Genomic DNA, 20,037 nt, shown 5'->3' on the forward strand with positions numbered 1-20,037 from the left:
AAAGGGCGATAGGCAACTGACATGGGTTACGCAGAAAATCTCTGGCTCTTCTTCATCCTTCTCTTGGGCATCATCATCGTGCCAGGCATGGACATGCTGTTCGTGCTCGCCAATTCGCTGACTGGCGGCAGCAATCGCGGTCTTGCCGCCACGGGTGGCATCATGCTGGGCGGTGCGGTGCATTCGCTGAACGGCGCCATCGGCATCGGCCTGCTGATGCATTTCGTGCCCATTCTCTTCAACCCGCTGCTGATTGCCGGCGGTGCTTATATGGCCTTCATCGGCTACACGCTGATGCGCAGTTCCATCACGGTGGGAGGCGAGGGGCCGGCCGGCAGCCGCTCTGCCTGGAAAGCCTTCCGGCAGGGAGCCGTGACTTGCCTCATCAATCCCAAGGCCTATCTCTTCATCTTCGCCGTCTATCCGCAGTTCCTGAAACCGGATTACGGGCCGATGTGGATACAGGCCGTCATCATGGGAGCCATGACCATCGCAATGCAATTTGCCGTCTATGGCGGACTTGCCATCACTGCAGGGCGCAGCCGTGACCTGCTAGTGGCCAATCCCAGGGCGACAGCCTTTGCAGGCCGCGCAGCCGGGTTGCTTCTCGTCGCTGTTTCGGTGTTCACGGTCTGGGAGGGCTTGAAAATCATATAAAGGCTGATGCGGCGAATGAGTGTCTCGATCGCATGACACCGATTTCACTCAACTCTCACCACTTTGTGACTTCATTGCCGGAAGGGAAACCGGCAAACATGTCGCCGTAATCATGCGCAGCTCGCGCATGCCGGTCTTTATCATCAGGAGAGGTAGGAGAAGGAAATGAAGTGGAAAGCGATTGTGGCGGCAGTGGCTCTGGCCGGCATCGCCTTTGGTTCGGTCGTTGCAGCCGACGGCACGCATGACTCCCGCATCGGGTTGATGAAGAAGATCGGCGGCGCCACCGGAGCTCTCGGCGCGATTGCCAAGGGCGACAAGCCCTATGACGCCGATATCGTCAAGGCGTCGCTGACGACGATCGCCGAAACTGCCAAGGCTTTCCCGGATCAGTTCAACCCGCAGAGCGACAAGACCGATCCCGAGGTCAATCCGAAGATCTGGGACAATCTCGATGACTTCAAGGCGCATGCCGCCAAGCTTTCCACCGATGCCGAGACGGCGCTCGCTCAGCTCCCTGCCGACAAGGCTGGCGTCGGCGCGACACTGAAGACCCTCGGCGCCAGCTGTGGCGCCTGTCATCAGGCCTATCGCATCAAGAAGGATTAAGCGGTAGGTCTAGAAATCGATCTTGGCGTCCGCACCGGTTCTGCCGGTGCGGAGCCTTTTTGTTTTAGAGCTAAGGCTTGGGGTGGGGTGATGGCGCGGTTTATTCGATTGTTGCTTTGCCTTTTCGGCGTGATCATCCTCGGCAGCGGCACATTTTACGTCATCACCGCGCCGTCGCCCTTGCCCGCGAGCCATTGGGCCAATCTCGGTGATCCCGACATCAAGAACGGCGAGATCGTGTTCTGGGCGGGCGGCTGCACCAGCTGTCACGCTGCTCCCGGCGCGCAGGGTGACGCCAAGCTGGTGCTGTCGGGCGGCCTGGCACTCCCCAGTCCCTTCGGCACTTTCCATGTGCCGAATATCTCGCCGGATGAGAAGGCGGGCCTCGGAACCTGGACGCTTGCCGATTTCGGCAATGCCATGAAGCGGGGAGGCGGCAAAAACGGCGAGCATCTCTATCCGTCCTTTCCCTACGGCTCCTATACCCGCATGAGCGACAAGGACATCAACGATCTCTGGGGCTTCCTGAAGACGCTGCCGAAAAGCGACAATGTCGCCCCGCCACATGAGCTACCCTTTCCCTTCAATATCCGGTTGGCGCTGGGCGGCTGGAAGTTCCTCTATCTCAACGACCAGCCGCGTGTCGCCCTCGCCAATGCCGACGACAAGATCAAGCGCGGGCAATATCTGGTGGAAGGGCCGGGACATTGCGGCGAATGCCACACGCCGCGCGACAGCCTCGGCGGCTTCGTGAGCGGCCAATGGCTGGCGGGCGCGCCCAATCCGGAAGGCAAGGGTCAGATCCCCGATATCACGCCCGGCTCGAAGGCCATCGGCAGCTGGAGCGCCGGTGATATCGCCAACTACCTCGAAACCGGCTTTACCCCGGACTACGATTCTGCTGGCGGCTCGATGGCCGAGGTCCAAAAAAACATCGCCCACCTACCGGCAACCGACCGCGAGGCGATCGCGGCCTACCTGAAGGCGCTTCCGGCGAAATAGGCCTGGTTTTTCAGGCCGCGCCCGAGCGCTTGGCGAGATAGAGATGCGTCTCGTAACGCAGCTCGAATATGCCGCCATGCGCGTTGATGGCATCGGCAAGCTCGGAAAGCAGAGATTCCCGCTGATCTTCGGCCAAAAGCCAGTAGCTTGAAAGCGTGCGCAAAAGGTCAGTATAGCTCTGCGCCGTGTGCGATCGGCTCCAAGGATGGCAGTGATGTGCTGGAGCTTCGAAGTGGTCGGACTGCTGCAGCTCCCGAACAAAAGGGCCATCGGGCAGGTACCAGGCCTCCGCGGGCGGGCCAGTAAGCTGCGGGGCATGGCGAGCGTAGATCCCCGCGAACTTTTCTGACAATGGCGATTCCGGCTTCATCGGCACATTGCCGAAGACGGCGAGCATTCCTCCCGGTGTGAGGAGGGCTGCCGTCTTGGCGCAGCGCAATTCTGGCGTAACCCAATGGAAGGATTGTGCCGCGAATATCAGCCTGAAGCTCTCCAGCTGCCCCGGCCATGCTTCGAAAGTGGTTTGCTGGAATTGCACCTGCGGAAATTCCGCCAATCTTTCCCGCGCGACCGCAATCAGTTCCGCGCCGGGATCAAGCGCGAGAATGGAAAGGCCGCGGCGAGCAAAGCCCTCTGTCGCCTGTCCGGTGCCGCAGCCGATTTCGAGAACCTGATCCTTGGCTTGCAGGCCGGCAAAATCGATCACATCGGCAAAAAGCGCATCGGGATAGAGCGGGCGGGAAGTATTGTAGAGGCTGGCGACGCCATCGAATGTGAACCGCTGTTCCAAGCCGCATCTCCAGTTGCAGATCGAAGTCGACAGCCATTTTTCTAGCGCATTTCCGGTCAAGCTTGTAGCCAAGGATTCGGCAACAGGAGAGGGTGGTCGTGGACGCAAGGGTGGCGCGGAAGGTTCCTTATTTCAGCCAATGGGAAACGCCTGACATGACACTGGCGGTCGTCGCCGAGGGTGCGCAATCGGCCTTGCTGAAGGATCCGCTCTGGGCGTCATCCGGCGCAAGCAGCGTCGAGGATTATGCGCGCTGGGCCGGCAATCTCTGCGGCATGGCCTGCCTGAAGATGGTGCTCGCCGCCCGCACCGGCAAAACCATCCCGATCATGGATCTGGCCATGGGTTGCAGGGAGTATGGCGGCTATATCGAAGAGGCGGATGGCCGGATCAAAGGCTTGATCTACGCGCCGTTCGTCCCATTCGTTCGTGACCGCTTCGATCTGGATGCCCGGGTGGTAACCGGGATTTCCGTCGCTGACATCGCCGATATCCTCATGAAGTCGGAGTTTTTCATCGCGTCGGTGCATCATTCGATCCGTTGGCCGGAGACCGAGCCGCCGGCCAAGGGCGGCCATCTCGTGCTGGTGACATCTGTCGACGGAAACAGCATCTGCTTTCACAATCCTTCAGGTCATGTCGATGCGACGCGCGAGAACGCGGAGATGCCGCTGGAGATATTCGAGAAGTTCTTTGCAGGCCGCGGGATCGCCATCGATCGCTGAAGCATTTCCAGGAAAAGTGCGCAGCGGCTTTCCGTCCGAATTGCGCAAAACCAGAAACACTCTAAAAATCAATATCGAATGGCGATCCTCTTAAAGGCCGGCATCAGGCGAGTGCCTGGAGGTAGCGCATGCCGGTGACCGGACGCGGCTTGAAATCCATGTTTTCGTAGAAGCGGTGGGCCTGGAAATTGCCCGTCGCAGCACCGACCGAAAGATAGCTGCAGCCGGCCTTGCGGGCGATATCGCGGGCGCGGTCGACGAGATGCTGCCCGACGCCGTGGCCGCGATGGCCGTCACGCACGAAGAGATGATGCAGGTCCATGCCGCGCTGTCCCTCTTGCGCCTTGTAGAGCGGCACGAGGATGGCGTAGCCGATCAGCCCCTGTTCGCCTTCGGCAACAAGCGCCGTGATCCACGGCATAGGACCGAAGAGGTCGCGCTCAAGCTGCTCGGGCGTGGTGCCTGAGGGGTCGCCATGATGGGCGGCCAGCAGCCGGATCATGTCGTTGAGCTCAGGCAGGTCGCGCGGCTGAGCATTGCGGATTGTGAGCACCGGCGGGCGGAGAAGTGAGATGTCGCTATCGTCTAGCATGGCATTTGGCGTCCTTGTTTTTCAAATGAGCCGTCAGGACGCTGCCGATACAACAAAGCCGCCTGACGGCGGCTTGTTGACAATATGATCTGTCTTGGCCGCCCGTTACAGGTACAGCCAAAAATACGAGCAGTTATGGAGCGCGTGCGTGATCATGGCCGCATCAATGATCCGGTTCAGCACGTTTGTCAATGGGGGCACGTTTTGGGGGGCTCAATGCTCGTGTTCGCATAGGCCGTGATCGGAAAGCGCACGGATGACATAGCAGTCTTCGATGCTGTGGCCGTCGCAATGCGAAACGATGCGCTCCAGCTCATGCTCCAGCTTCTTCAGCCGCGCGATCTTGGTGCGAACGTCATCCAGATGCTCCTTGGCGATACGGTCGGCGCCGACGCAGGGACGGTCCGGATGCTGGCTGAGCGAGATCAGCTCCTTGATGGCATCGATCGTCAGGCCGAGGTCGCGGCCGTGACGGATGAAGGCGAGGCGCTCCAGATCGGTTTTGGAATAGCGTCGCTGGTTGCCTTCGCTGCGATCAGGTTCCGATATCAGCCCCATCTGCTCGTAATAGCGGATCGTCGGCACTTTCACGCCGGTACGCTTGGATAGATCACCGATCGACAGCATTGCATGGCCTCCAATACCTCTAGTCTCTATAGAAATAAATATGCGATTGGCAGTGGAATTTTCAAGGATGTGCCGAAGGCCAGTCCGGATGTGTTTGCACAGCCGCCTGATCCGGCAGCGCCGCTTCAAGACGCGGCTTCCAATCGGTCGCCAAAAATAGTATACCCCCCTATATTATAATCGAGGCCACAATGTCCCACACTATTCGTCAGCAAGCCAAGCTCCTGTCCCGCATCCGTCGCCTCAAAGGACAGATGGAGGCGGTGGAGCGAGCGCTCGAAGCCGAGCGGCCGTGCGGGGAGATACTGCAGCTTCTTGCTTCCATTCGGGGCGCGCTGACGGGCCTGACAGGAGAGGTCCTGGAAGATCATCTGCATGAGCATGTGCTTCATGCCGAAACGGAGGAGGCCCGCCGTCAGGCGGTTGATGAGATAGCCGACGTGCTGAAGACGTATCTGCGATGAGCAGGCCGTGTCTCGCAAATGGTGCGGCAGATTTAACTGGAGACTGACGTCATGAGTATTTCCTCCGATACGGGCCACAGCCACGTCTTTCTGGGCTCCGATCACCAGCGCAACGAACGCCGCATCTGGCTCGTCATCGCGCTGACCGCCGTCATGATGGTGATCGAGATCGGCGCTGGCACGGTCTATGGCTCGATGGCGCTGGTGGCCGATGGCTGGCATATGTCGACCCATGCCAGCGCTATGCTGATTTCCGCTCTCGCCTATCTCTACGCCCGCCGGCATGCGCATAATACTCGCTTCACCTTCGGGACCGGCAAGCTCGGGGATCTCGCAGGCTTCGCCAGCGCTATCGTCCTGGCGCTGATTGCGCTGATCATGGGCTGGGAGAGCACTCTGAGATTGCTCGATCCGGTGGCGATCAATTTCCGCGAGGCCATTGCCATCGCTGTGGTCGGGTTCATCGTCAATCTCGTCAGCGCATGGCTTCTGCGCGACGATCACAGCCACCATCATCATGGCCATTCCGGCCATGGGCACAGCCATGATCACGCTCATGATCATGACCATCATCACGAGCATGATGGCGACCACCATCATCATGACGGGGGTAGGGACAACAATCTCCGCTCCGCCTACGTCCATGTCATAGCCGACGCGATGACCTCGGTTCTGGCAATCGTTGCCCTGCTGCTCGGCAGTCGTTTCGGCTGGACCTTCCTCGATCCTGTCATGGGTATCGTCGGTGGCCTGGTGATCCTGCAGTGGGCCTGGGGCCTGCTGCGCATTTCCGGCGCGGTTCTGCTCGACTTCATTCCGCCGGGTGAGGACCTGCCTGATGAGATCCGTGAGGCGATTGAGACGGGCGAGGACCGCATCACCGACCTACATGTCTGGCAGGTCGGCCCCGGACATCATGCCGCCATCGTCGCGGTTGCAACGTCCGTGTCGCGCGACCCGTCTTTCTACAAGGCACGGCTTGCCGCTATTCATGAATTGTCGCACGTCACCGTTGAAGTCACGGTCGACAAGGCGGCATAAAATCCGCTAGCAATCGGTGAGGTCAGAGGCTTGCCATATTCCTCGCATAGCCCAACATCTGCCCGATTCTGCTGGAGGCTTTTCTCATGCCCACATTGCTTACCCGCCGCCGCCTCATGGCGGGCTCGGCGCTGCTCCTTCCCGCCCTGACACTTGGCCCCGATGCGCTGTTCGCCCAGGAGAGCGGCGCCTCATCACAGACGCTCCCGACGACGGACAATTCGGCGGCGCCCGACGCCGGCGACCAGGGCATGGAAGGCGGAGCATCGCAGGACGGCGCACAATTGTCCGACGATGTCGACAAACAGCTTGCGGATCTTGAAAAGAAGACCGGCGGCCGCCTTGGCGTCTCCGTGCTGGACACCGAAACCAATATCTCCCTTGGCCATCGCGAGGAGGAGCGCTTCCCGCTGTGCAGCACCTACAAGGCGCTCGCCGTCGGCTTCGTGCTGGCGCGCGTCGATCAGGGCACGGAAAAGCTCGATCGGCGCGTCATCTACGGCAAGGACAAAGTGGTCACCTATTCGCCGGAGACCGAAAAGCATGCCGGCACCGATGGCATGACCGTCGCCGAACTTTGCGGTGCGGCGATCACGCTGAGCGACAATACGGCCGGCAATCTGCTGCTTGAAAGCTTTGGCGGCCCTGCCGCCCTGACCGCCTGGTTGCGCACGACAGGCGACACCGAAACCCGCCTCGACCGCAACGAGCCCGATGTCAATCAGGCGGTCAAGGACGACCCGCGCGATACGACGACGCCGGATGCGATGCTGGACAGTATCGGCCTCCTGACCCTCGGCAATACACTGTCGGAAACTTCGAGGGATCAGCTGGTCAACTGGCTGGTCGCCAACACCACGGGCAATAATCGCCTGCGCGCAGGCCTGCCGAAGGAGTGGAAGGTTGGTGACAAGACCGGGACCGGTAACAACGGCTCCTATGCCGATATCGCGGTGATCTGGCCACCGGAACGCGGGCCGATCCTCGTGACGACCTTCGTTGCGGAGGCGACCGCATCGGCGAAGGATATTGAAGCGGTCTTTGCCGAGGTCAGCAAGATCGTTACCGGGATGGTCGGGCAATAACGAAACATATCAAAAGAAACAAGGCGATACGGCCATCACCTGAATCAGGTTCGTATCGCCTTCATGCAGTCCCGTAATGTCTTCAGGCGATGGACAATGCCGATGCGGCGCTGTCCGTTTCCTTGTCGCCATCTCCCTCGCCGTCGGCATTGCCAACACCAAGTTTCTGTTTGATCTCGGCAGCGATCTGATCGTTGATCGCCTTCTGCTCATCGGCCGAAAGCGCCTTGAAGGAATCTTCCGTCAGGCCGTGCGCTTCGAGATACTGCGCACGAATCTTCTGCGCCGGCGTCATATTCGCCCATTTGGCAAACTCGTCCAGAATGTCCTGGTCGGATTGCCTGCTCGACGAGGCCGAGCTGCTGCCGGAAACGCTCGCAGCCGACCGATCGTCGGCGGCGTCCGTTGTGGAGGACGACGCCTGGCTGAGCTGGTTGAGCCAGAAGCCGGAGGAAATGGAAGAGGGGACGCCGCTGGACGAGATGGAAGGTCCCTGCGAACCCTTCTGTTGGTCGCCGCCATCACTCAGTAGCGAGAATGTCGAGCTGTCGTCGCTCTCGCTGTTCTGTTGGCTGCGGATCGGCGTACTGAAATAGTTCTGGGTGCTGTGGTGCACTTTCATCGTGATGTCTCCCCATGGGTTGAGGAGACGATGACTCTGCAAGCATGCCCGGGGCTTATGCTTCCGGCTTTCTTACGTGCCGCAGAAGGTCTGCAGCACGCGCTCGCTCGGCAGCGGAGGTTCGGCATAGGGTGCGAAGGCAGGCTGGTCGTCATAGGGTGTCGCAAGCACCTTCAGCAATGCCTCGAACAGGGAAAAATCACCGTCTTCGGCGGCGGCTTCGATCGCTTGCTCGATTCGGTGATTGCGGGGAATGAAGACCGGATTGACCCTGCGCATCGTTGCCGCGCGCGTCGTCGGCGTTTGAGGATCGCGGCTAAGGCGCTCACGCCAGCGTTCGAGCCACGGCGCCGTCGATTGCGGATCGCTGAAGGTAGCGGCAAAATCGCCGGCGTCCTCATCCACGGCGAGGGCGGCAAGCCGGCGAAACGCGAGCGTGAAATCCGCGCCTTGCTGCTGCATCGTCGCCAGCAGCGACTGGATCAGGTCCAGATCGCCGTCCTCCTCGCTTGCAAGGCCGATCTTGGCGCGCATGCCGGCAAGCCAATAGGCCTGGAAGCGTTCGCCATAGGCCTTGATGATGGTGTTCGCCAGATCGATCGCCGTATCGACGGACGGGTCGATCAGCGGGATGAGCGTCTCGCCGAGGCGCGCGAGATTCCATTGGCCGATCGCCGGCTGGTTGGCATAGGCATAGCGGCCATTGCGGTCGATGGATGAAAAAACGGTCGCCGGATCATAGGCATCCATAAAGGCGCAGGGACCGAAATCGATCGTCTCGCCCGAGACCGTCATATTGTCGGTGTTCATCACGCCATGGATGAAACCGACATGCAGCCAGCGCGCGATCAGAGACGCTTGCCGCTCCGCCACGGCTTCCAGCAGGACGAGATAGGGATTCTTGCGGTCTCGAATCTCGGGATAGTGCCGGGCAATGACGTAATCCGCCAAGGCCCGCACGCTCTCCGTATCGCCTCGCGCCGCAAAGAACTGGAAGGTGCCGACGCGAATATGACTCGCCGCTACCCGCGTAAACACTGCACCCGGCAGCACTTCCTCGCGATAGACAGGTTCTCCGGTCGTCACGGCGGCAAGCGCTCGCGTCGTCGGGATGCCGAGCGCGTGCATCGCCTCGCTGACGATATATTCGCGCAGGACCGGGCCGAGCGCGGCGCGCCCGTCGCCGCGGCGGGAAAACGGCGTCGGTCCCGACCCCTTGAGCTGGATGTCGCGGCGTCTGCCGTTCCGATCCTTCACCTCGCCAAGCAGGATCGCGCGTCCGTCGCCGAGCTGCGGCACGAAATTGCCGAACTGATGGCCGGCATAAGCCATGGCGATCGGCTGCGATCCCGGCAGCAGCTCGTTTCCGGAAAAGATCGCCGCCGCATTTTGCTTCAGCGCCTCCACATCCAGCCCGAGCTCCCGTGCCAGCACCTCGTTGAATTTGATCAGCTGCGGTGCGGCGACCGGGGTCGGCGTCTGATCCGCGAAAAACTGCGGCGGCAGGCACGCGTAGCTGTTGTCGAAGGCGACCGTCGGCGCCCGAAGGGCGGTATCATCGTGAAGAGGAGAGCTCATGTCCCTAAGGTAGGGGCGACAGTGAGGCAGCGCAAGGCGCCTGCTCCGGGTAGGAAATCATCCTACTTTATCCTACCGGATAAGAGAATTCTGCGATGAAAGAGAAACTGAGCATTTCGCTCCCCAGTGAAATGGTGGCTGCGATCAAGGCGCGCGTCGATGCGGGTAGCTATGCCTCTACGAGCGAGGTGTTACGGGCGGCAGTCCGGGTCTGGCTAAGGGAAGAAGAGGAATATCAGCAGCGGATCGCAGGGATCAGGCAAAAGGTTGCCGCGTCCTTGGATGATCCTCGGCCAAACCTGAGCGGACACGACGTAAAACAGCGCCTTGATGCTTTTTTTGACAAGCGTCGGTAGATCATGGAGCGATATGCGGTCGAGTATCGCCCGGAGGCCATGGAAAATCTGCTTGAAATCGCAGCTAACGTGTTCGAGCTAAGTCAGAATATCAGAACAGCGGAGGGATATATTGGCCGTATCTATGCGCGTTGTGAAAAGATCGGTGATGCACCGTTCGGAGGCGTTGCTCGAGACGACCTAGGTACCGGCATTCGTATGGCGGTTCTCGAAAAGAGCGTCGTCATCCTTTACACCGTCGCCGAAAATACAGGTCTGGATCACCATATCTTCTTCGGAAGCAGAGACTACGCAACGCTTGTGGAGCGCTCCTAGTCTTCCTCCAGCTCCCGCGCCATCTCCGCAAGCTTGCGCACGGTATTGAGATTTCTCGACGTTCCCGCCTTCAGCGCCGGCAGCTTCAGCTTCGAGCGGCCCGAGCCATCGGGATAATGTACATAGATTTCGCGGCCGGCGACGCGCACTTCTTCGCCGCCGGGCGCGACGAGCTTGTCCAGTGCATCCTTCGGTGCCTCATCTTGCAGGAAGGTCACCAGTAGGTAGTTCGGCTTGGCGTGCGGGAAGGGCGAATGTTCCGCTGCCCTTTCCAGCGCTTCACGGTTGCGCAGGATCACGCCCGGAGACTTGCCCATCTTGGCCGCCAGCGCCGTTTCAAGCCGAGCCTGCACCGTTGCCTCGTCCTCCTCGGCGCAGAAGACCACATTGCCGCTCTGGATGTAGGTGCGCACATCCTTGAAGCCGATCTCTTCGCAGAGCGTCTTGAGATCGGCCATGGACAGCATGCCGGTGCCGCCGACATTGACGGCACGCAGCAGGGCGACGAACACGGCCATGGCTTCCTCCCGCAGTTCGGCTTACATCTTCTCGGCAACCTTGACGGCGAAGGCGTATTCGAACGCGACTTCCTCCAGGCGCTGGAAGCGACCGGAAGCGCCCCCATGGCCGGCATCCATGTTGGTCTTCAGCAGGATGGGCGCGTCGCTCGTCGTCTTCTCGCGCAGCTTGGCGACCCACTTCGCCGGTTCCCAATAGGTGACGCGCGGGTCGGTGAGGCCGCCGAGCGCGAGGATCGGCGGGTAGGGCTTCTCGCCGACATTGTCATAGGGGCTGTAGGCGGCGATCTGCTCGTACTCTTCCTTGCTTTCGATCGGGTTGCCCCATTCCGGCCATTCCGGCGGCGTCAGCGGCAAGGTGTCGTCGAGCATGGTGTTGAGCACGTCGACGAAGGGCACGGCGGCGATGATGCCGGCGAATTTTTCCGGCGCCATGTTGGCGACGGCTCCCATCAGCATGCCGCCAGCCGATCCGCCTTCGGCGATGATCTTCGCGTAAGAGGTGAACTTCTGCTGATTCAAATAGTCGGCTGCGGCGATGAAGTCCTTGAAGGTATTGGTCTTCTTTTCCATCTTGCCGTCTTCGTACCAGGCAAAACCCTTGTCCTTGCCGCCGCGGATATGGGCGATGGCATAGACGAAGCCGCGATCGGCGAGCGACAGGCAATTGGTGTTGAAGCCGGCCGGGATGGTAACCCCGTAGGCGCCGTAGCCATAGAGAAGGCAGGGGGCTGAGCCGTCGAGAGGCGTATCCTTGCGATAGAGCAGCGTCACCGGCACTCTCTCGCCATCCCAGGCAGGGGCAAAGACGCGGCGCGTCACGTAGTCGGCCGGATTATGGCCAGAGGGCACTTCCTGCGTCTTCAGCAAGGTGCGCTCGCGCGTCACCATATTGTAGTCGTAAAGCTGGCTCGGCGTCGTCATCGACGAATAGGAGAACCGGATGACATCCGTGTCGTATTCCGCCGCACCCTGCAGGCCGAGCGCATAGGCCTCCTCCTCGAAAGCGATTGCATGTTCCTCGCCAGTGCGGCGATCGCGGATGATGATGCGCGGCAGGCCATCCTTGCGCTCCAGCCAGAGGAGATGACGGGCATAGGCGAGGTGGCTGAGGATCAGCGTGCCCGGCTTGTGGGGCACGATCTCGCGCCAGTTCTCCTTACCCGGCGCCTTCGCCGGCGCCTCCATGATCTTGAAATCCTTGGCGTCGCCGTCGTTGGTGAGAATGTAGAAGACGTCGCCGCCTTCGGTGATCTCATATTCGATCTCCGTTTCGCGCTCGGCGACGATCTTGGGCTCGGCGGTCAGGTCGGAGGTCGGGATGATGCGATATTCGCTGGTCTCGTGATCGTGAATGTCGATGAAGATGTAGTCGTCCAGCAGCGAGCCGCCGACGCCCATGAAGAAACCTGGATCCTCCTCCTCATAGACAAGCCGGTCGTCCGACTGCGGCGTGCCGATGATGTGATGGAAGATCTTCGAGGGGCGATGGTTTTCGTCCTGCAGCGTGTAGAAGAAGCTCTTGCCATCGGGCGCCCAGACGGCATCGCCGCCGGTATTCTCGATCACGTCGGCAAGGTCCTCGCCGGTCTCGAAGTTGCGGATCTTCAGCGTGAAATATTCCGAACCCTTGTCGTCATAGCCCCAGATGCCGTGGCTGTGATCGGAGGAATGATCGAGGCCGGAGAGGCGGAAATAGGACTTTCCTTCATTCTCCTTGTCGCCGTTCAATAGCAGCTTGCGGTCGCCGCCGTTGCGCGGCTCGCGGAAAAAATGGGGCTGCTCGCCTCCGGTGACGAAAAGCGTGCCGTAGGCGTAGGGGCCGTCCTTCATCGGGATCGAGCTGTCATCCTCCTTGATGCGTCCCTTCATCTCGGCGAAGAGAACCTTCTGCAGTTCCTTCGTGTCCGCCATCGCGGCGTTCATGTAGGCGTTCTCAGCCTCCAGATGCGCCCGGATTTCCGGTGCCAGGATCGACGGATCCTTGAACATCGCCTGCCAGTTATCAGCGCGCAGCCAGGCATAATCGTCGGTGCGGGCAATGCCGTGACGTGTATCCGTAAACGGCTTTTTCTCGGCGACGGGCGGAGTGGGAAGATTTTTGAAAACTGGCACGAGAGCACTTTCTCTGGTGTGAAAGTCGAATGTGAAGAGAAGAGAGAAATAGAGGGCAGCGACCTTGGGTTCAAGCGGCAAGTCCGCTCCTCAAGCTTCATGCAAGCCGTCGTCATTAATCTCGATCGAACAGGCGGCTCCTGGCATGAATGGCGCGCTGCCTTGATGAGACCACATTCTTTATCGAAGTCGGCATACAGTGCGTCGACATGAAGGCGATCAAGACCTTCCCCGATGAAACCGGCGCACTCAAAATCCAAAACAATGCAAGGGACCGGTCTTCATGCTGAAACTCTTAGCCATCCTTATTCCATTGGCGTCAGTCGCTAACTGCGCCTTCGCCGTCGATTCGGCCATCAAGAAGCAGTTGGAGAAACTCGACCCCTCGGAGCGGATGGAGCAGGCATGCGATGCCGAAGCCATGAAGCGTATCGGCACGGACAAGACGGGTTTCAAGCCGGACAAGGTGATCGCGTATACTTTCGGCGATCCCGATATGAAGCCGGATGCCATGAATGCGCCCGGCGCGGTTTTCCGCAGCAAGGGTGACTGGTACCACCTCTCCTACACATGCGTAACCGGCCCGCAGCATATTCATGTTCGGGATCTGAGCTACCAGATCGGCGACAAGGTGCCGCGCGAGGCCTGGCAGCAACATTATCTCTACGACTGAGCGTTTCGGCCCCGTAAGACTGCCGGGGCCACGACGTTCCATCTTGATGTCGCAGCGGCACGATGCGTCGAACGCTATCGCCGTCTCCGGGATTCGACGCGGGTGAGCTCCGACAGGATATGCTCCTGCACGTCGATCGGCTGACGGCAGACGGCATCTGTCAGGTCGCGCAGCGTCGCCCTCAGGCTGTGAAGCTGATCCACCAGATCCATGACGACATCGACGCCGGGTTCGTTGAGCCCCATTGCTCTGTCGAGATCGAGGATCAGTCGGCCGCGCGCGATATCGGCCTCGCGAAAATTCCGTCCCTGATCCGTCTCTTCCGGCACCAGCCAACCCTCTGAGATCCAGACTTCCAGCACGGAGGTCTCGATTTGGAGGTGCAGTCGAAACTCGCTCTCGTTCATCGCTTATCCTCCCATGGACTTTCTGGGATCTTGTGCCTTGCCCGCCTCCCATTCGGAAACGAAGCGTGTCAGTTCGGGATCCGGCGTCTCCGGCAGGACGACCTTCAGGGTGACATAGGCGTCGCCGTTTTCCTTGCCGCGCACGGGTGCGCCCTTGCCCTTCAGGCGCAGCACCTTGCCCGTATTGGAGTTCGGAGCGAGGGTAACGGTAACCGCGCCGGACGGCGTCGGAACCCGGATCTTGCCGCCGAGCACTGCTTCCGACAGCGAGATCGGCAGTTCCATCCGGATATCGTCGCCATCGCGGGTATAGAAGCGATGCGGCCGGACATGCACCGCGATCAGCGCATCGCCGGCAGCCCCGCCGCCGAAGCCGGGATCTCCCTTGCCCTTGAGGCGAAGCGTCTGGCCGTCGCGCGTGCCGGGCGGGATCTGGACGTCGAGCGCCGGCCCGTCGGGCAGGCTGATCTGTTTCTTCACGCCGTTGATGGCGTCAAGGAAATCGACCTCCATCGTATAGTGACGGTCTTGACCCTGCATTTTCGTTTGGCCCCGGCTGCGCCGCGAGAAGAAACTGGAAAATATGTCGTCGGCATCGCCGAAATCGGCAAAGCCGCCGGCATTCTGATAGCGGCCACGCTGGCCTTCATTCGCTGCATAATCACGGTAATAGTTGCGCGGTGCCTGCTCGGCGCCGCTGCTGTCGATCTCGCCGCGGTCGAACCGCGCACGCTTCTCCTCGTCGCCAAGAATGCCATAGGCTGCCGAGGCCTCCTTGAACTTGTCCTCGGCCTGCTTGTCGCCGGGGTTGAGATCGGGATGCAGCTTCTTGGCAAGCTTGCGGTAGGCGCTTTGAATATCCTTTTGCGGAGCGTCCCGCTTCACGCCCAGAACTTCATAGGGATCGCGACTCATGCATGTCTCTCTTTGGGAGCAGGGAAAAATATGCAGATAGTGCTACGGCAACCTCATATCAATCGTAGCACAGACGACACCTGGTTGAAGTCCGCACTTGGAGGCTTTCATGTCCGGCGCATTTGTGCTGTGAAATGAGCCGAGCGACGCCGGTTTGCCATATTTCCGGCGTGTTGCCGGATGATGGCGGCGTTGCAGCTGACATGATCATCATTCGGCCGCCCGATTTCGTTTGTTTGATCCACCCGGTGGTCGCCTCGATGAAACGCCTGTTGCCGACATTCATGCTTCTGCTTGCCGCGCGAGCCGTCCTTGCCGCGCAGACCGAGCAGCCGCCTGCCGGCTGGCCGCAACTGCCGCCTAAGGCGCCGCCGTCGAACACCAGGCTTGTCGAGCCGCATCTGCACGTCGATCGGGCGGGCAAGGGCGCGCCCCGCATCGCGCTCACCTTCGACGCCTGCATGGGCAAGACCGATCCACGCATTCTCAGCACCCTTGTCGATCAGCGCATCCCGGCGACGATCTTCGTCACCGCGCGTTGGCTGCGCACCAACCCCGACGCATTGAAGGTCTTCCTGGCCAACCCCGATCTCTTCGAACTGGAAAATCACGGGCAGAACCATATCCCGGCCGTCGACATTCCGACCAAGGTTTATGGCATCCCCGCCGCCGGCTCGCCTCAGGCTGTCGCGCAGGAAGTCAAGGGCGGCGCCGAGGCGATGATCGCGGCCGGAATTCCGCAGCCGCGTTGGTTCCGCGGCGCGACCGCGAAATACAGCCCTTCCGCCATCGCGCAGATCCGCGGCATGGGCTATCGAGTTGCCGGCTATTCGGTGAACGGCGACAGCGGCTCGCTGCTGCCGGCCAAGATGGTGGAGAAGCAATATGCCTCCGCCAAGGACGGCGATGTCATTATCTCCCACATCAACCAGCCGACGCATGCGGCGGGTGAGGGGGTCGCGGCCAGTATTCTTGCGCTGAAGGCGAAGGGCGTGGAGTTCGTTCGCCTGCAGGATATCTCCGAAAAGGGTGACGACGGGACGACGAATTGAGGAGTTAAAGGGCTTAACCCGGCAATTGCGGCTGGACCTTTTCCTCGATGAATAGCTCTTCGACGACGGTCATGACGATCAGCGACAGCGGCAGGGCCAGCATGGCGCCGACGGCACCCCACATCCATGTCCAGAAGAGGATGGCAAGAAAGACGACGAAGGGATTGATCTCCCATTGCCGGCCCATGATTGCGGGGAAAACGAGGTTTTCGACCGCCAGATGCACGGCGAAAAACGCGATGGCGGGCGCGAGGCCGAAGATGATGTCGGAATGCGTGACGATACCGGCAATCGCCAATGCAATCGTCATCGTCGTGATGCCGAGGAACGGAATGAAGCTCGAAACGAAAGCGAAGGCGCCCCATAGCACCGGCACGCTTAAGCCGCCGACATAGGCGATAACAGTCATGGCAACGCCTATTCCCGCATAGATCAGCGAGGCTGTCGCAAAATAGAAGCCGAGCACCTGTTCCACCGCATTCAGGATCCGGATCGTGGTCAGCCGCGACGCGTGGGTGGAGAAGGCCAGAATGATCGTCTTGCGCAGGCTCACCCTGCCGGCAAGAAACAGCAGCAATGCAGCGAAGAAAATCAGGATTTGCACGATGGCCGGTGTCAGGCTGGTCGACACGACATGCAGGACATTGCCGCTGTTTTCCAAAAGGGTGCTGATCGACATCGGACCGCCCTGAAGGCTTTCGGACGACACATGCAGCCATCTGAACCTATCGAGGTAGGGCATCAGTCGGTCGGAGGTGCGCTGAAAGAAGTCAGGCGCTTCCTGGGCGAGTTTGCCGACCGGTCCGGCAAGCGCGTTGATGACGAGGAAGATGACCAACGCCACGGCCGAAGACAGGAGCATGGCGTTCAGGACGCGGGGCACGCCGAGCTTGCTGAGCTTTTCCGCCGCCAGCCCGAGGATCATGCCGACGACGACCGCGAGCGTTACCGGGATGAGGATCAGTGACATCATGTAGACGCCGGCCAAGGCCAGGATAAGGAAGATTCCTATGGTCGCCCAGGATGCGGCGATGTCGAGCCTGCCACGCATCGATCCGTGGGAAATGTCGAAAATATTGTCGTCGTCGCGCTCATCTTGAGATGTGTTGCGTTCTGCGTCGGTCCTGCCTTCGCATGTAACCGTTGTTTCCGATCGCGTGGTAACGACTTTATCGACTTCCATGCCCTGCACGTTCCCAGAGGCACAATCGCCTCGCTACTCCAACGCGAAAAGCCCGTTCCGGTTCCGCAACGGGCTTACGTGATAGCGATTTGGGCAGATCAGGCGATCAGGTTCAGTCCGATACCCCAGGGGTCGCGCAGCGAAACGCCGCCGTCGCGTTTCTCGGTTTTGATCTCATGCTGCTCCAGGGCGGAGACGGCGCTATCGAGCGCGGCCTTGTCGTTGAACCGCAGCGTATAGTCGGAAAGACCGGTCATATGTTCGGAGCGCAGACCGGCGCCGCGGCTGTTCCATGTATTGGCGCCGAGATGATGGTGGTAGCCGCCCGTCGCAAGGAAGGTCGCGCCGGGATAGCGCGCGGCCATTACCTTCATGCCGAGCACGTCGCGATAGAAGGCATTGGCTTCCGCCACATCGCCTACCTGCAGATGGATATGGCCGATGGCCGATCCCTCGGCCATGCCCTCCCAGCGGTCCTGCGGGGCGCTTTCGTAGAGCTTCTGCAGATCGAGCCGAAGCGTGGCCATCTCGACCGTGCCGTCGTTATGGAAGGTCCACTCATCGTGCGGCCGGTCGGCATAGATCTCGATACCGTTACCTTCCGGATCGGAGAGATAGATGGCTTCGCTGACGATATGATCCGATGCGCCTTCCAGTACGACATTGTTTTGGGCGGCATGGCGAAGCCAGCGCGCCAGCTCGACGCGGCTCGGCATCAGAAAGGCGGTGTGGAAGAGGCCTGCGGCGGTCTTCGGCGCGCGCATCGCAGCCCGATCCGTCGTCAGTGTCAGCAAGGGATGGCCGGCAACGCCCAAGACCTCGCCGCTTGCTGTCTTCTCGATCACCTTCAGGCCGAGCATGTCCTGATAGAAACGCGACACCTGCGCAAGGTCGGTGACGACGAGGTGCGACTGGCCGACATAGGCGGGACGGGTCAGAGCATAGGAAGGGGCAGTTTCGGTCATAGGATCAGTTCCAGCCTCGATACTTTAAAAAGGCAACCGGCGTCGGCGGCTATGGGCCGCCAGGGGCGGGGGAGTTTGCCGATTGATTGCCTCTTTGGATATCCTCTGCCCGCCGTACTTGCAGTTGATATGGCGGATTTCGATTGTTCACAGAAGCCCATAAATTGCGGATTGAGCGTTCGCTTTCCATTGACGCATGCGGTGGGTGGGCCTCGTTTACGAAGATTGATCGATGCGCGCGTTTGGCGCAGTTGCTTCCTCTTCGCCCCGGTGCGAAGATCGAGTTCGGACGGAAGCGGACGGAGTTCAATGACCGAGTATAGGGGCATCCGTTGGGCCTATGATCGCTATGAGATTATCGCCGACAGCATCGTCAATGGTGTCGGGGTCGTCTTTGCATTGATCGGCGCGACCGTATTGATCTTCTATGCGACGGTTTGGAGCTCTCACGGAGAGATTGCAGCGGCCTGGATCTATGGGATCGGCCTGGTGCTGACGCTCGGAATGTCCTTCACCTATAATCTCTGGCCGGTATCCAGGACGAAATGGTTTCTGCGCCGTTTCGACCACTCCTTCATCTATGTCCTGATCGCCGCCACCTACACGCCCTTTCTCGAGCGGGGGACCGGCGACCCGCTGTTGCTCGGCGTGCTGATCGCCGTCTGGGTCTTCGCCGCCTTCGGCATCATCCTGAAATGCCTGTTTCCAGGGCGCTACGACCGATTGGCGATCCTGCTCTACCTGGCCATGGGCTGGAGCGGTATTTTGGTCGCCAAGTCGGTTTCCATGCATATCCCCTTCGCCTCGATGCTGCTCATCATCATCGGCGGCGTGATCTATTCGCTTGGCGTAATCTTTCACGTCTGGGAAAAGTTGCGTTTCCAGAATGCCATCTGGCACGGCTTTGTCGTCGCCGCGGCCGCCGTGCATTATTCGGCGGTGCTGACCTGCTTCAGCCTGTCACCGGAAAGCTTTTGACGATCTCTGCCGTCGGCGTGCACTTCCTGGTCGAGCGCAGGCTGCGCACCAGGCGCATGACGATGGCATCGTAGCGCTGCATATCCGTTTTCGAATAGTCCATCTGGAAGAAGGCCGCCGCCCCATTGCAAAGGGCGACGCCGCGGACATATACGATGCGCCCCTGCCTGGTGCCTGAGAAGCTGATGCCGCGCGAGTTCGATTTGGAATAGGAAATCTTCCAGCCGTCCTCCCTTGCCAGTGCCATGCGCCCATTCGCTTCCGAGGCAAAATCGCCATTGGCGATCATCGTGCTGAAAACCAGCAGCGTCGCCGAGCGGTCCGCCGGTGACAGCGCGAGCCGATCGGTATCCCCGGAAGGAGTTGCGAGATGGAATTCCGGCGGCAGCTCGATCGCATAGCCGAGACCGGCATTGTCATAGGACCGCCAATCCGCGGCAAAGGCCGAGGCGGGGGAAAGAAGCAGGAGTGCGATCAGACGGGCGAGCATTGCGGTTCCTGGGAGGCGGGATCTGCAAACCGGTCAAGAATAACGCATTTTTCGGCGGAAATTCCATAGCGATTGAAGATGCTGGCACAAATTAGCGCAAATTCGTTACAGCTTCATTGCGAGCTATGCGTAATTGGCGGTTTGTCTGGCCCCGCTGCCCGCAGTTTACGAAGCAGTCACGGGTCCAGCCGTTTGCAACGTCTGCAGGCCACCGTTTAAAAAGCCGATTTCAGTGGTTTACGTCCGGTTTTCCCTTTCCAGGGCTTGAGGCGATGTGC

General features: G+C 60.2%; 24 protein-coding genes. 12 read left to right on the forward strand and 12 right to left on the reverse strand.

Going from position 1 to position 20,037, the window contains the following annotated elements; all coding sequences use genetic code 11:
* The first annotated feature begins 21 nt into the window (after positions 1 to 21).
* The 3 genes from DQ393_RS03005 to DQ393_RS03015 all read left to right on the forward strand — a co-directional run bounded on the left by DQ393_RS03005 (position 22) and on the right by DQ393_RS03015 (position 2,268).
* A complete protein-coding gene (locus DQ393_RS03005; RefSeq protein ID WP_112340324.1) occupies positions 22 to 657 on the forward strand; it encodes a LysE family translocator in 636 nt (211 codons plus the stop codon).
* 165 nt (positions 658 to 822) lie between these two features.
* A complete protein-coding gene (locus DQ393_RS03010; protein WP_112340325.1) occupies positions 823 to 1,266 on the forward strand; it encodes a c-type cytochrome in 444 nt (147 codons plus the stop codon).
* Positions 1,267 to 1,353: 87 nt separating this feature from the next.
* The gene (locus DQ393_RS03015) at positions 1,354 to 2,268 is read left to right on the forward strand and encodes a cytochrome c (protein WP_112340326.1); all 915 of its coding nucleotides are present in this window, start codon (positions 1,354 to 1,356) and stop codon (positions 2,266 to 2,268) included.
* Between the two features lie 10 nt (positions 2,269 to 2,278).
* Here DQ393_RS03015 and DQ393_RS03020 read toward each other — a convergent pair whose 3' ends face one another.
* Positions 2,279 to 3,058: a class I SAM-dependent methyltransferase gene (locus DQ393_RS03020; RefSeq protein WP_112340327.1), complete on the reverse strand. Its 780-nt coding sequence runs from the start codon at positions 3,056 to 3,058 to the stop codon at positions 2,279 to 2,281.
* Positions 3,059 to 3,156: 98 nt separating this feature from the next.
* On the opposite strand from DQ393_RS03020, the gene DQ393_RS03025 reads away from it, so the two are divergent.
* Positions 3,157 to 3,783 (forward strand): C39 family peptidase, encoded by a 627-nt coding sequence (locus tag DQ393_RS03025; RefSeq protein ID WP_281023936.1) that lies wholly within the window; start codon positions 3,157 to 3,159, stop codon positions 3,781 to 3,783.
* A 103-nt stretch (positions 3,784 to 3,886) separates the two neighbouring features.
* Here the strand turns inward: DQ393_RS03025 and DQ393_RS03030 are convergent, their stop codons facing one another.
* A complete protein-coding gene (locus tag DQ393_RS03030) occupies positions 3,887 to 4,375 on the reverse strand; it encodes a GNAT family N-acetyltransferase (RefSeq protein WP_112340329.1) in 489 nt (162 codons plus the stop codon).
* A gap of 213 nt (positions 4,376 to 4,588) precedes the next feature.
* On the reverse strand, positions 4,589 to 5,002 hold the full coding sequence (locus DQ393_RS03035; RefSeq protein WP_112340330.1) for a MerR family transcriptional regulator: 414 nt from the start codon (positions 5,000 to 5,002) through the stop codon (positions 4,589 to 4,591).
* A gap of 191 nt (positions 5,003 to 5,193) precedes the next feature.
* Between DQ393_RS03035 and dmeR the strand changes: the two genes are divergently transcribed.
* The 3 genes from dmeR to bla all read left to right on the forward strand — a co-directional run bounded on the left by dmeR (position 5,194) and on the right by bla (position 7,592).
* Positions 5,194 to 5,466 (forward strand): Ni(II)/Co(II)-sensing transcriptional repressor DmeR, encoded by a 273-nt coding sequence (gene dmeR, locus DQ393_RS03040; RefSeq protein WP_106997300.1) that lies wholly within the window; start codon positions 5,194 to 5,196, stop codon positions 5,464 to 5,466.
* A 51-nt stretch (positions 5,467 to 5,517) separates the two neighbouring features.
* On the forward strand, positions 5,518 to 6,507 hold the full coding sequence (dmeF, locus tag DQ393_RS03045; RefSeq protein WP_112340331.1) for a CDF family Co(II)/Ni(II) efflux transporter DmeF: 990 nt from the start codon (positions 5,518 to 5,520) through the stop codon (positions 6,505 to 6,507).
* An 86-nt stretch (positions 6,508 to 6,593) separates the two neighbouring features.
* Entirely contained in the window at positions 6,594 to 7,592 is a 999-nt protein-coding gene (gene bla / locus DQ393_RS03050; RefSeq protein WP_112340332.1) for a class A beta-lactamase, read from the forward strand.
* Between the two features lie 82 nt (positions 7,593 to 7,674).
* Here the strand turns inward: bla and DQ393_RS03055 are convergent, their stop codons facing one another.
* Together DQ393_RS03055 and DQ393_RS03060 are read right to left on the reverse strand one after the other, a co-directional pair.
* Positions 7,675 to 8,214 (reverse strand): hypothetical protein, encoded by a 540-nt coding sequence (locus tag DQ393_RS03055; RefSeq protein WP_112340333.1) that lies wholly within the window; start codon positions 8,212 to 8,214, stop codon positions 7,675 to 7,677.
* A 72-nt stretch (positions 8,215 to 8,286) separates the two neighbouring features.
* Positions 8,287 to 9,792: a protein adenylyltransferase SelO gene (locus DQ393_RS03060; RefSeq protein WP_112340334.1), complete on the reverse strand. Its 1,506-nt coding sequence runs from the start codon at positions 9,790 to 9,792 to the stop codon at positions 8,287 to 8,289.
* 95 nt (positions 9,793 to 9,887) lie between these two features.
* Here DQ393_RS03060 and DQ393_RS03065 point away from each other — a divergent pair, with 95 nt between their 5' ends.
* Both DQ393_RS03065 and DQ393_RS03070 read left to right on the forward strand, forming a co-directional pair.
* Positions 9,888 to 10,148, forward strand: a complete 261-nt coding sequence (locus tag DQ393_RS03065; protein ID WP_112340335.1) for a ribbon-helix-helix domain-containing protein — start codon at positions 9,888 to 9,890, stop codon at positions 10,146 to 10,148.
* Between the two features lie 39 nt (positions 10,149 to 10,187).
* On the forward strand, positions 10,188 to 10,463 hold the full coding sequence (locus DQ393_RS03070) for a type II toxin-antitoxin system RelE/ParE family toxin (RefSeq protein ID WP_245430242.1): 276 nt from the start codon (positions 10,188 to 10,190) through the stop codon (positions 10,461 to 10,463).
* Here DQ393_RS03070 and DQ393_RS03075 read toward each other — a convergent pair.
* Both DQ393_RS03075 and DQ393_RS03080 read right to left on the reverse strand, forming a co-directional pair.
* Entirely contained in the window at positions 10,460 to 10,981 is a 522-nt protein-coding gene (locus DQ393_RS03075) for a DUF1697 domain-containing protein (protein WP_112340337.1), read from the reverse strand. The two genes, DQ393_RS03070 and DQ393_RS03075, sit on opposite strands and share 4 nt — an antisense overlap.
* A 21-nt stretch (positions 10,982 to 11,002) precedes the next feature.
* Entirely contained in the window at positions 11,003 to 13,096 is a 2,094-nt protein-coding gene (locus tag DQ393_RS03080) for a S9 family peptidase (RefSeq protein WP_112340359.1), read from the reverse strand.
* A gap of 283 nt (positions 13,097 to 13,379) precedes the next feature.
* Between DQ393_RS03080 and DQ393_RS03085 the strand changes: the two genes are divergently transcribed.
* Positions 13,380 to 13,769: a DUF930 domain-containing protein gene (locus DQ393_RS03085; protein WP_112340338.1), complete on the forward strand. Its 390-nt coding sequence runs from the start codon at positions 13,380 to 13,382 to the stop codon at positions 13,767 to 13,769.
* A 74-nt stretch (positions 13,770 to 13,843) separates the two neighbouring features.
* Here DQ393_RS03085 and DQ393_RS03090 read toward each other — a convergent pair whose 3' ends face one another.
* Together DQ393_RS03090 and DQ393_RS03095 are read right to left on the reverse strand one after the other, a co-directional pair.
* Positions 13,844 to 14,176, reverse strand: coding sequence for a chaperone modulator CbpM (locus DQ393_RS03090; protein ID WP_112340339.1), 333 nt, complete (start codon positions 14,174 to 14,176; stop codon positions 13,844 to 13,846).
* A 3-nt stretch (positions 14,177 to 14,179) separates the two neighbouring features.
* Positions 14,180 to 15,091 (reverse strand): DnaJ C-terminal domain-containing protein, encoded by a 912-nt coding sequence (locus DQ393_RS03095; protein WP_112340340.1) that lies wholly within the window; start codon positions 15,089 to 15,091, stop codon positions 14,180 to 14,182.
* Positions 15,092 to 15,351: 260 nt separating this feature from the next.
* Here DQ393_RS03095 and DQ393_RS03100 point away from each other — a divergent pair, with 260 nt between their 5' ends.
* Entirely contained in the window at positions 15,352 to 16,143 is a 792-nt protein-coding gene (locus DQ393_RS03100) for a polysaccharide deacetylase family protein (RefSeq protein WP_112340360.1), read from the forward strand.
* Between the two features lie 13 nt (positions 16,144 to 16,156).
* On the opposite strand, the gene DQ393_RS03105 is transcribed toward DQ393_RS03100, so the two are convergent.
* Both DQ393_RS03105 and DQ393_RS03110 read right to left on the reverse strand, forming a co-directional pair.
* Positions 16,157 to 17,326, reverse strand: coding sequence for an AI-2E family transporter (locus DQ393_RS03105; RefSeq protein WP_112340341.1), 1,170 nt, complete (start codon positions 17,324 to 17,326; stop codon positions 16,157 to 16,159).
* A gap of 98 nt (positions 17,327 to 17,424) precedes the next feature.
* Positions 17,425 to 18,291: a VOC family protein gene (locus DQ393_RS03110; protein WP_112340342.1), complete on the reverse strand. Its 867-nt coding sequence runs from the start codon at positions 18,289 to 18,291 to the stop codon at positions 17,425 to 17,427.
* A gap of 309 nt (positions 18,292 to 18,600) precedes the next feature.
* On the opposite strand from DQ393_RS03110, the gene trhA reads away from it, so the two are divergent.
* Positions 18,601 to 19,269, forward strand: coding sequence for a PAQR family membrane homeostasis protein TrhA (gene trhA / locus DQ393_RS03115; protein WP_112340343.1), 669 nt, complete (start codon positions 18,601 to 18,603; stop codon positions 19,267 to 19,269).
* Here the strand turns inward: trhA and DQ393_RS03120 are convergent.
* Positions 19,244 to 19,759 carry a hypothetical protein gene (locus tag DQ393_RS03120; protein WP_112340344.1) on the reverse strand — a complete coding sequence of 172 codons (516 nt, stop codon included), beginning with the start codon at positions 19,757 to 19,759 and terminating at the stop codon, positions 19,244 to 19,246. The two genes, trhA and DQ393_RS03120, sit on opposite strands and share 26 nt — an antisense overlap.
* Positions 19,760 to 20,037 lie beyond the last annotated feature (278 nt).

This window comes from Martinezella tropici (assembly GCF_003287875.1).
GTDB classification, from domain to species: Bacteria; Pseudomonadota; Alphaproteobacteria; order Rhizobiales; family Rhizobiaceae; genus Rhizobium; species Rhizobium tropici_C.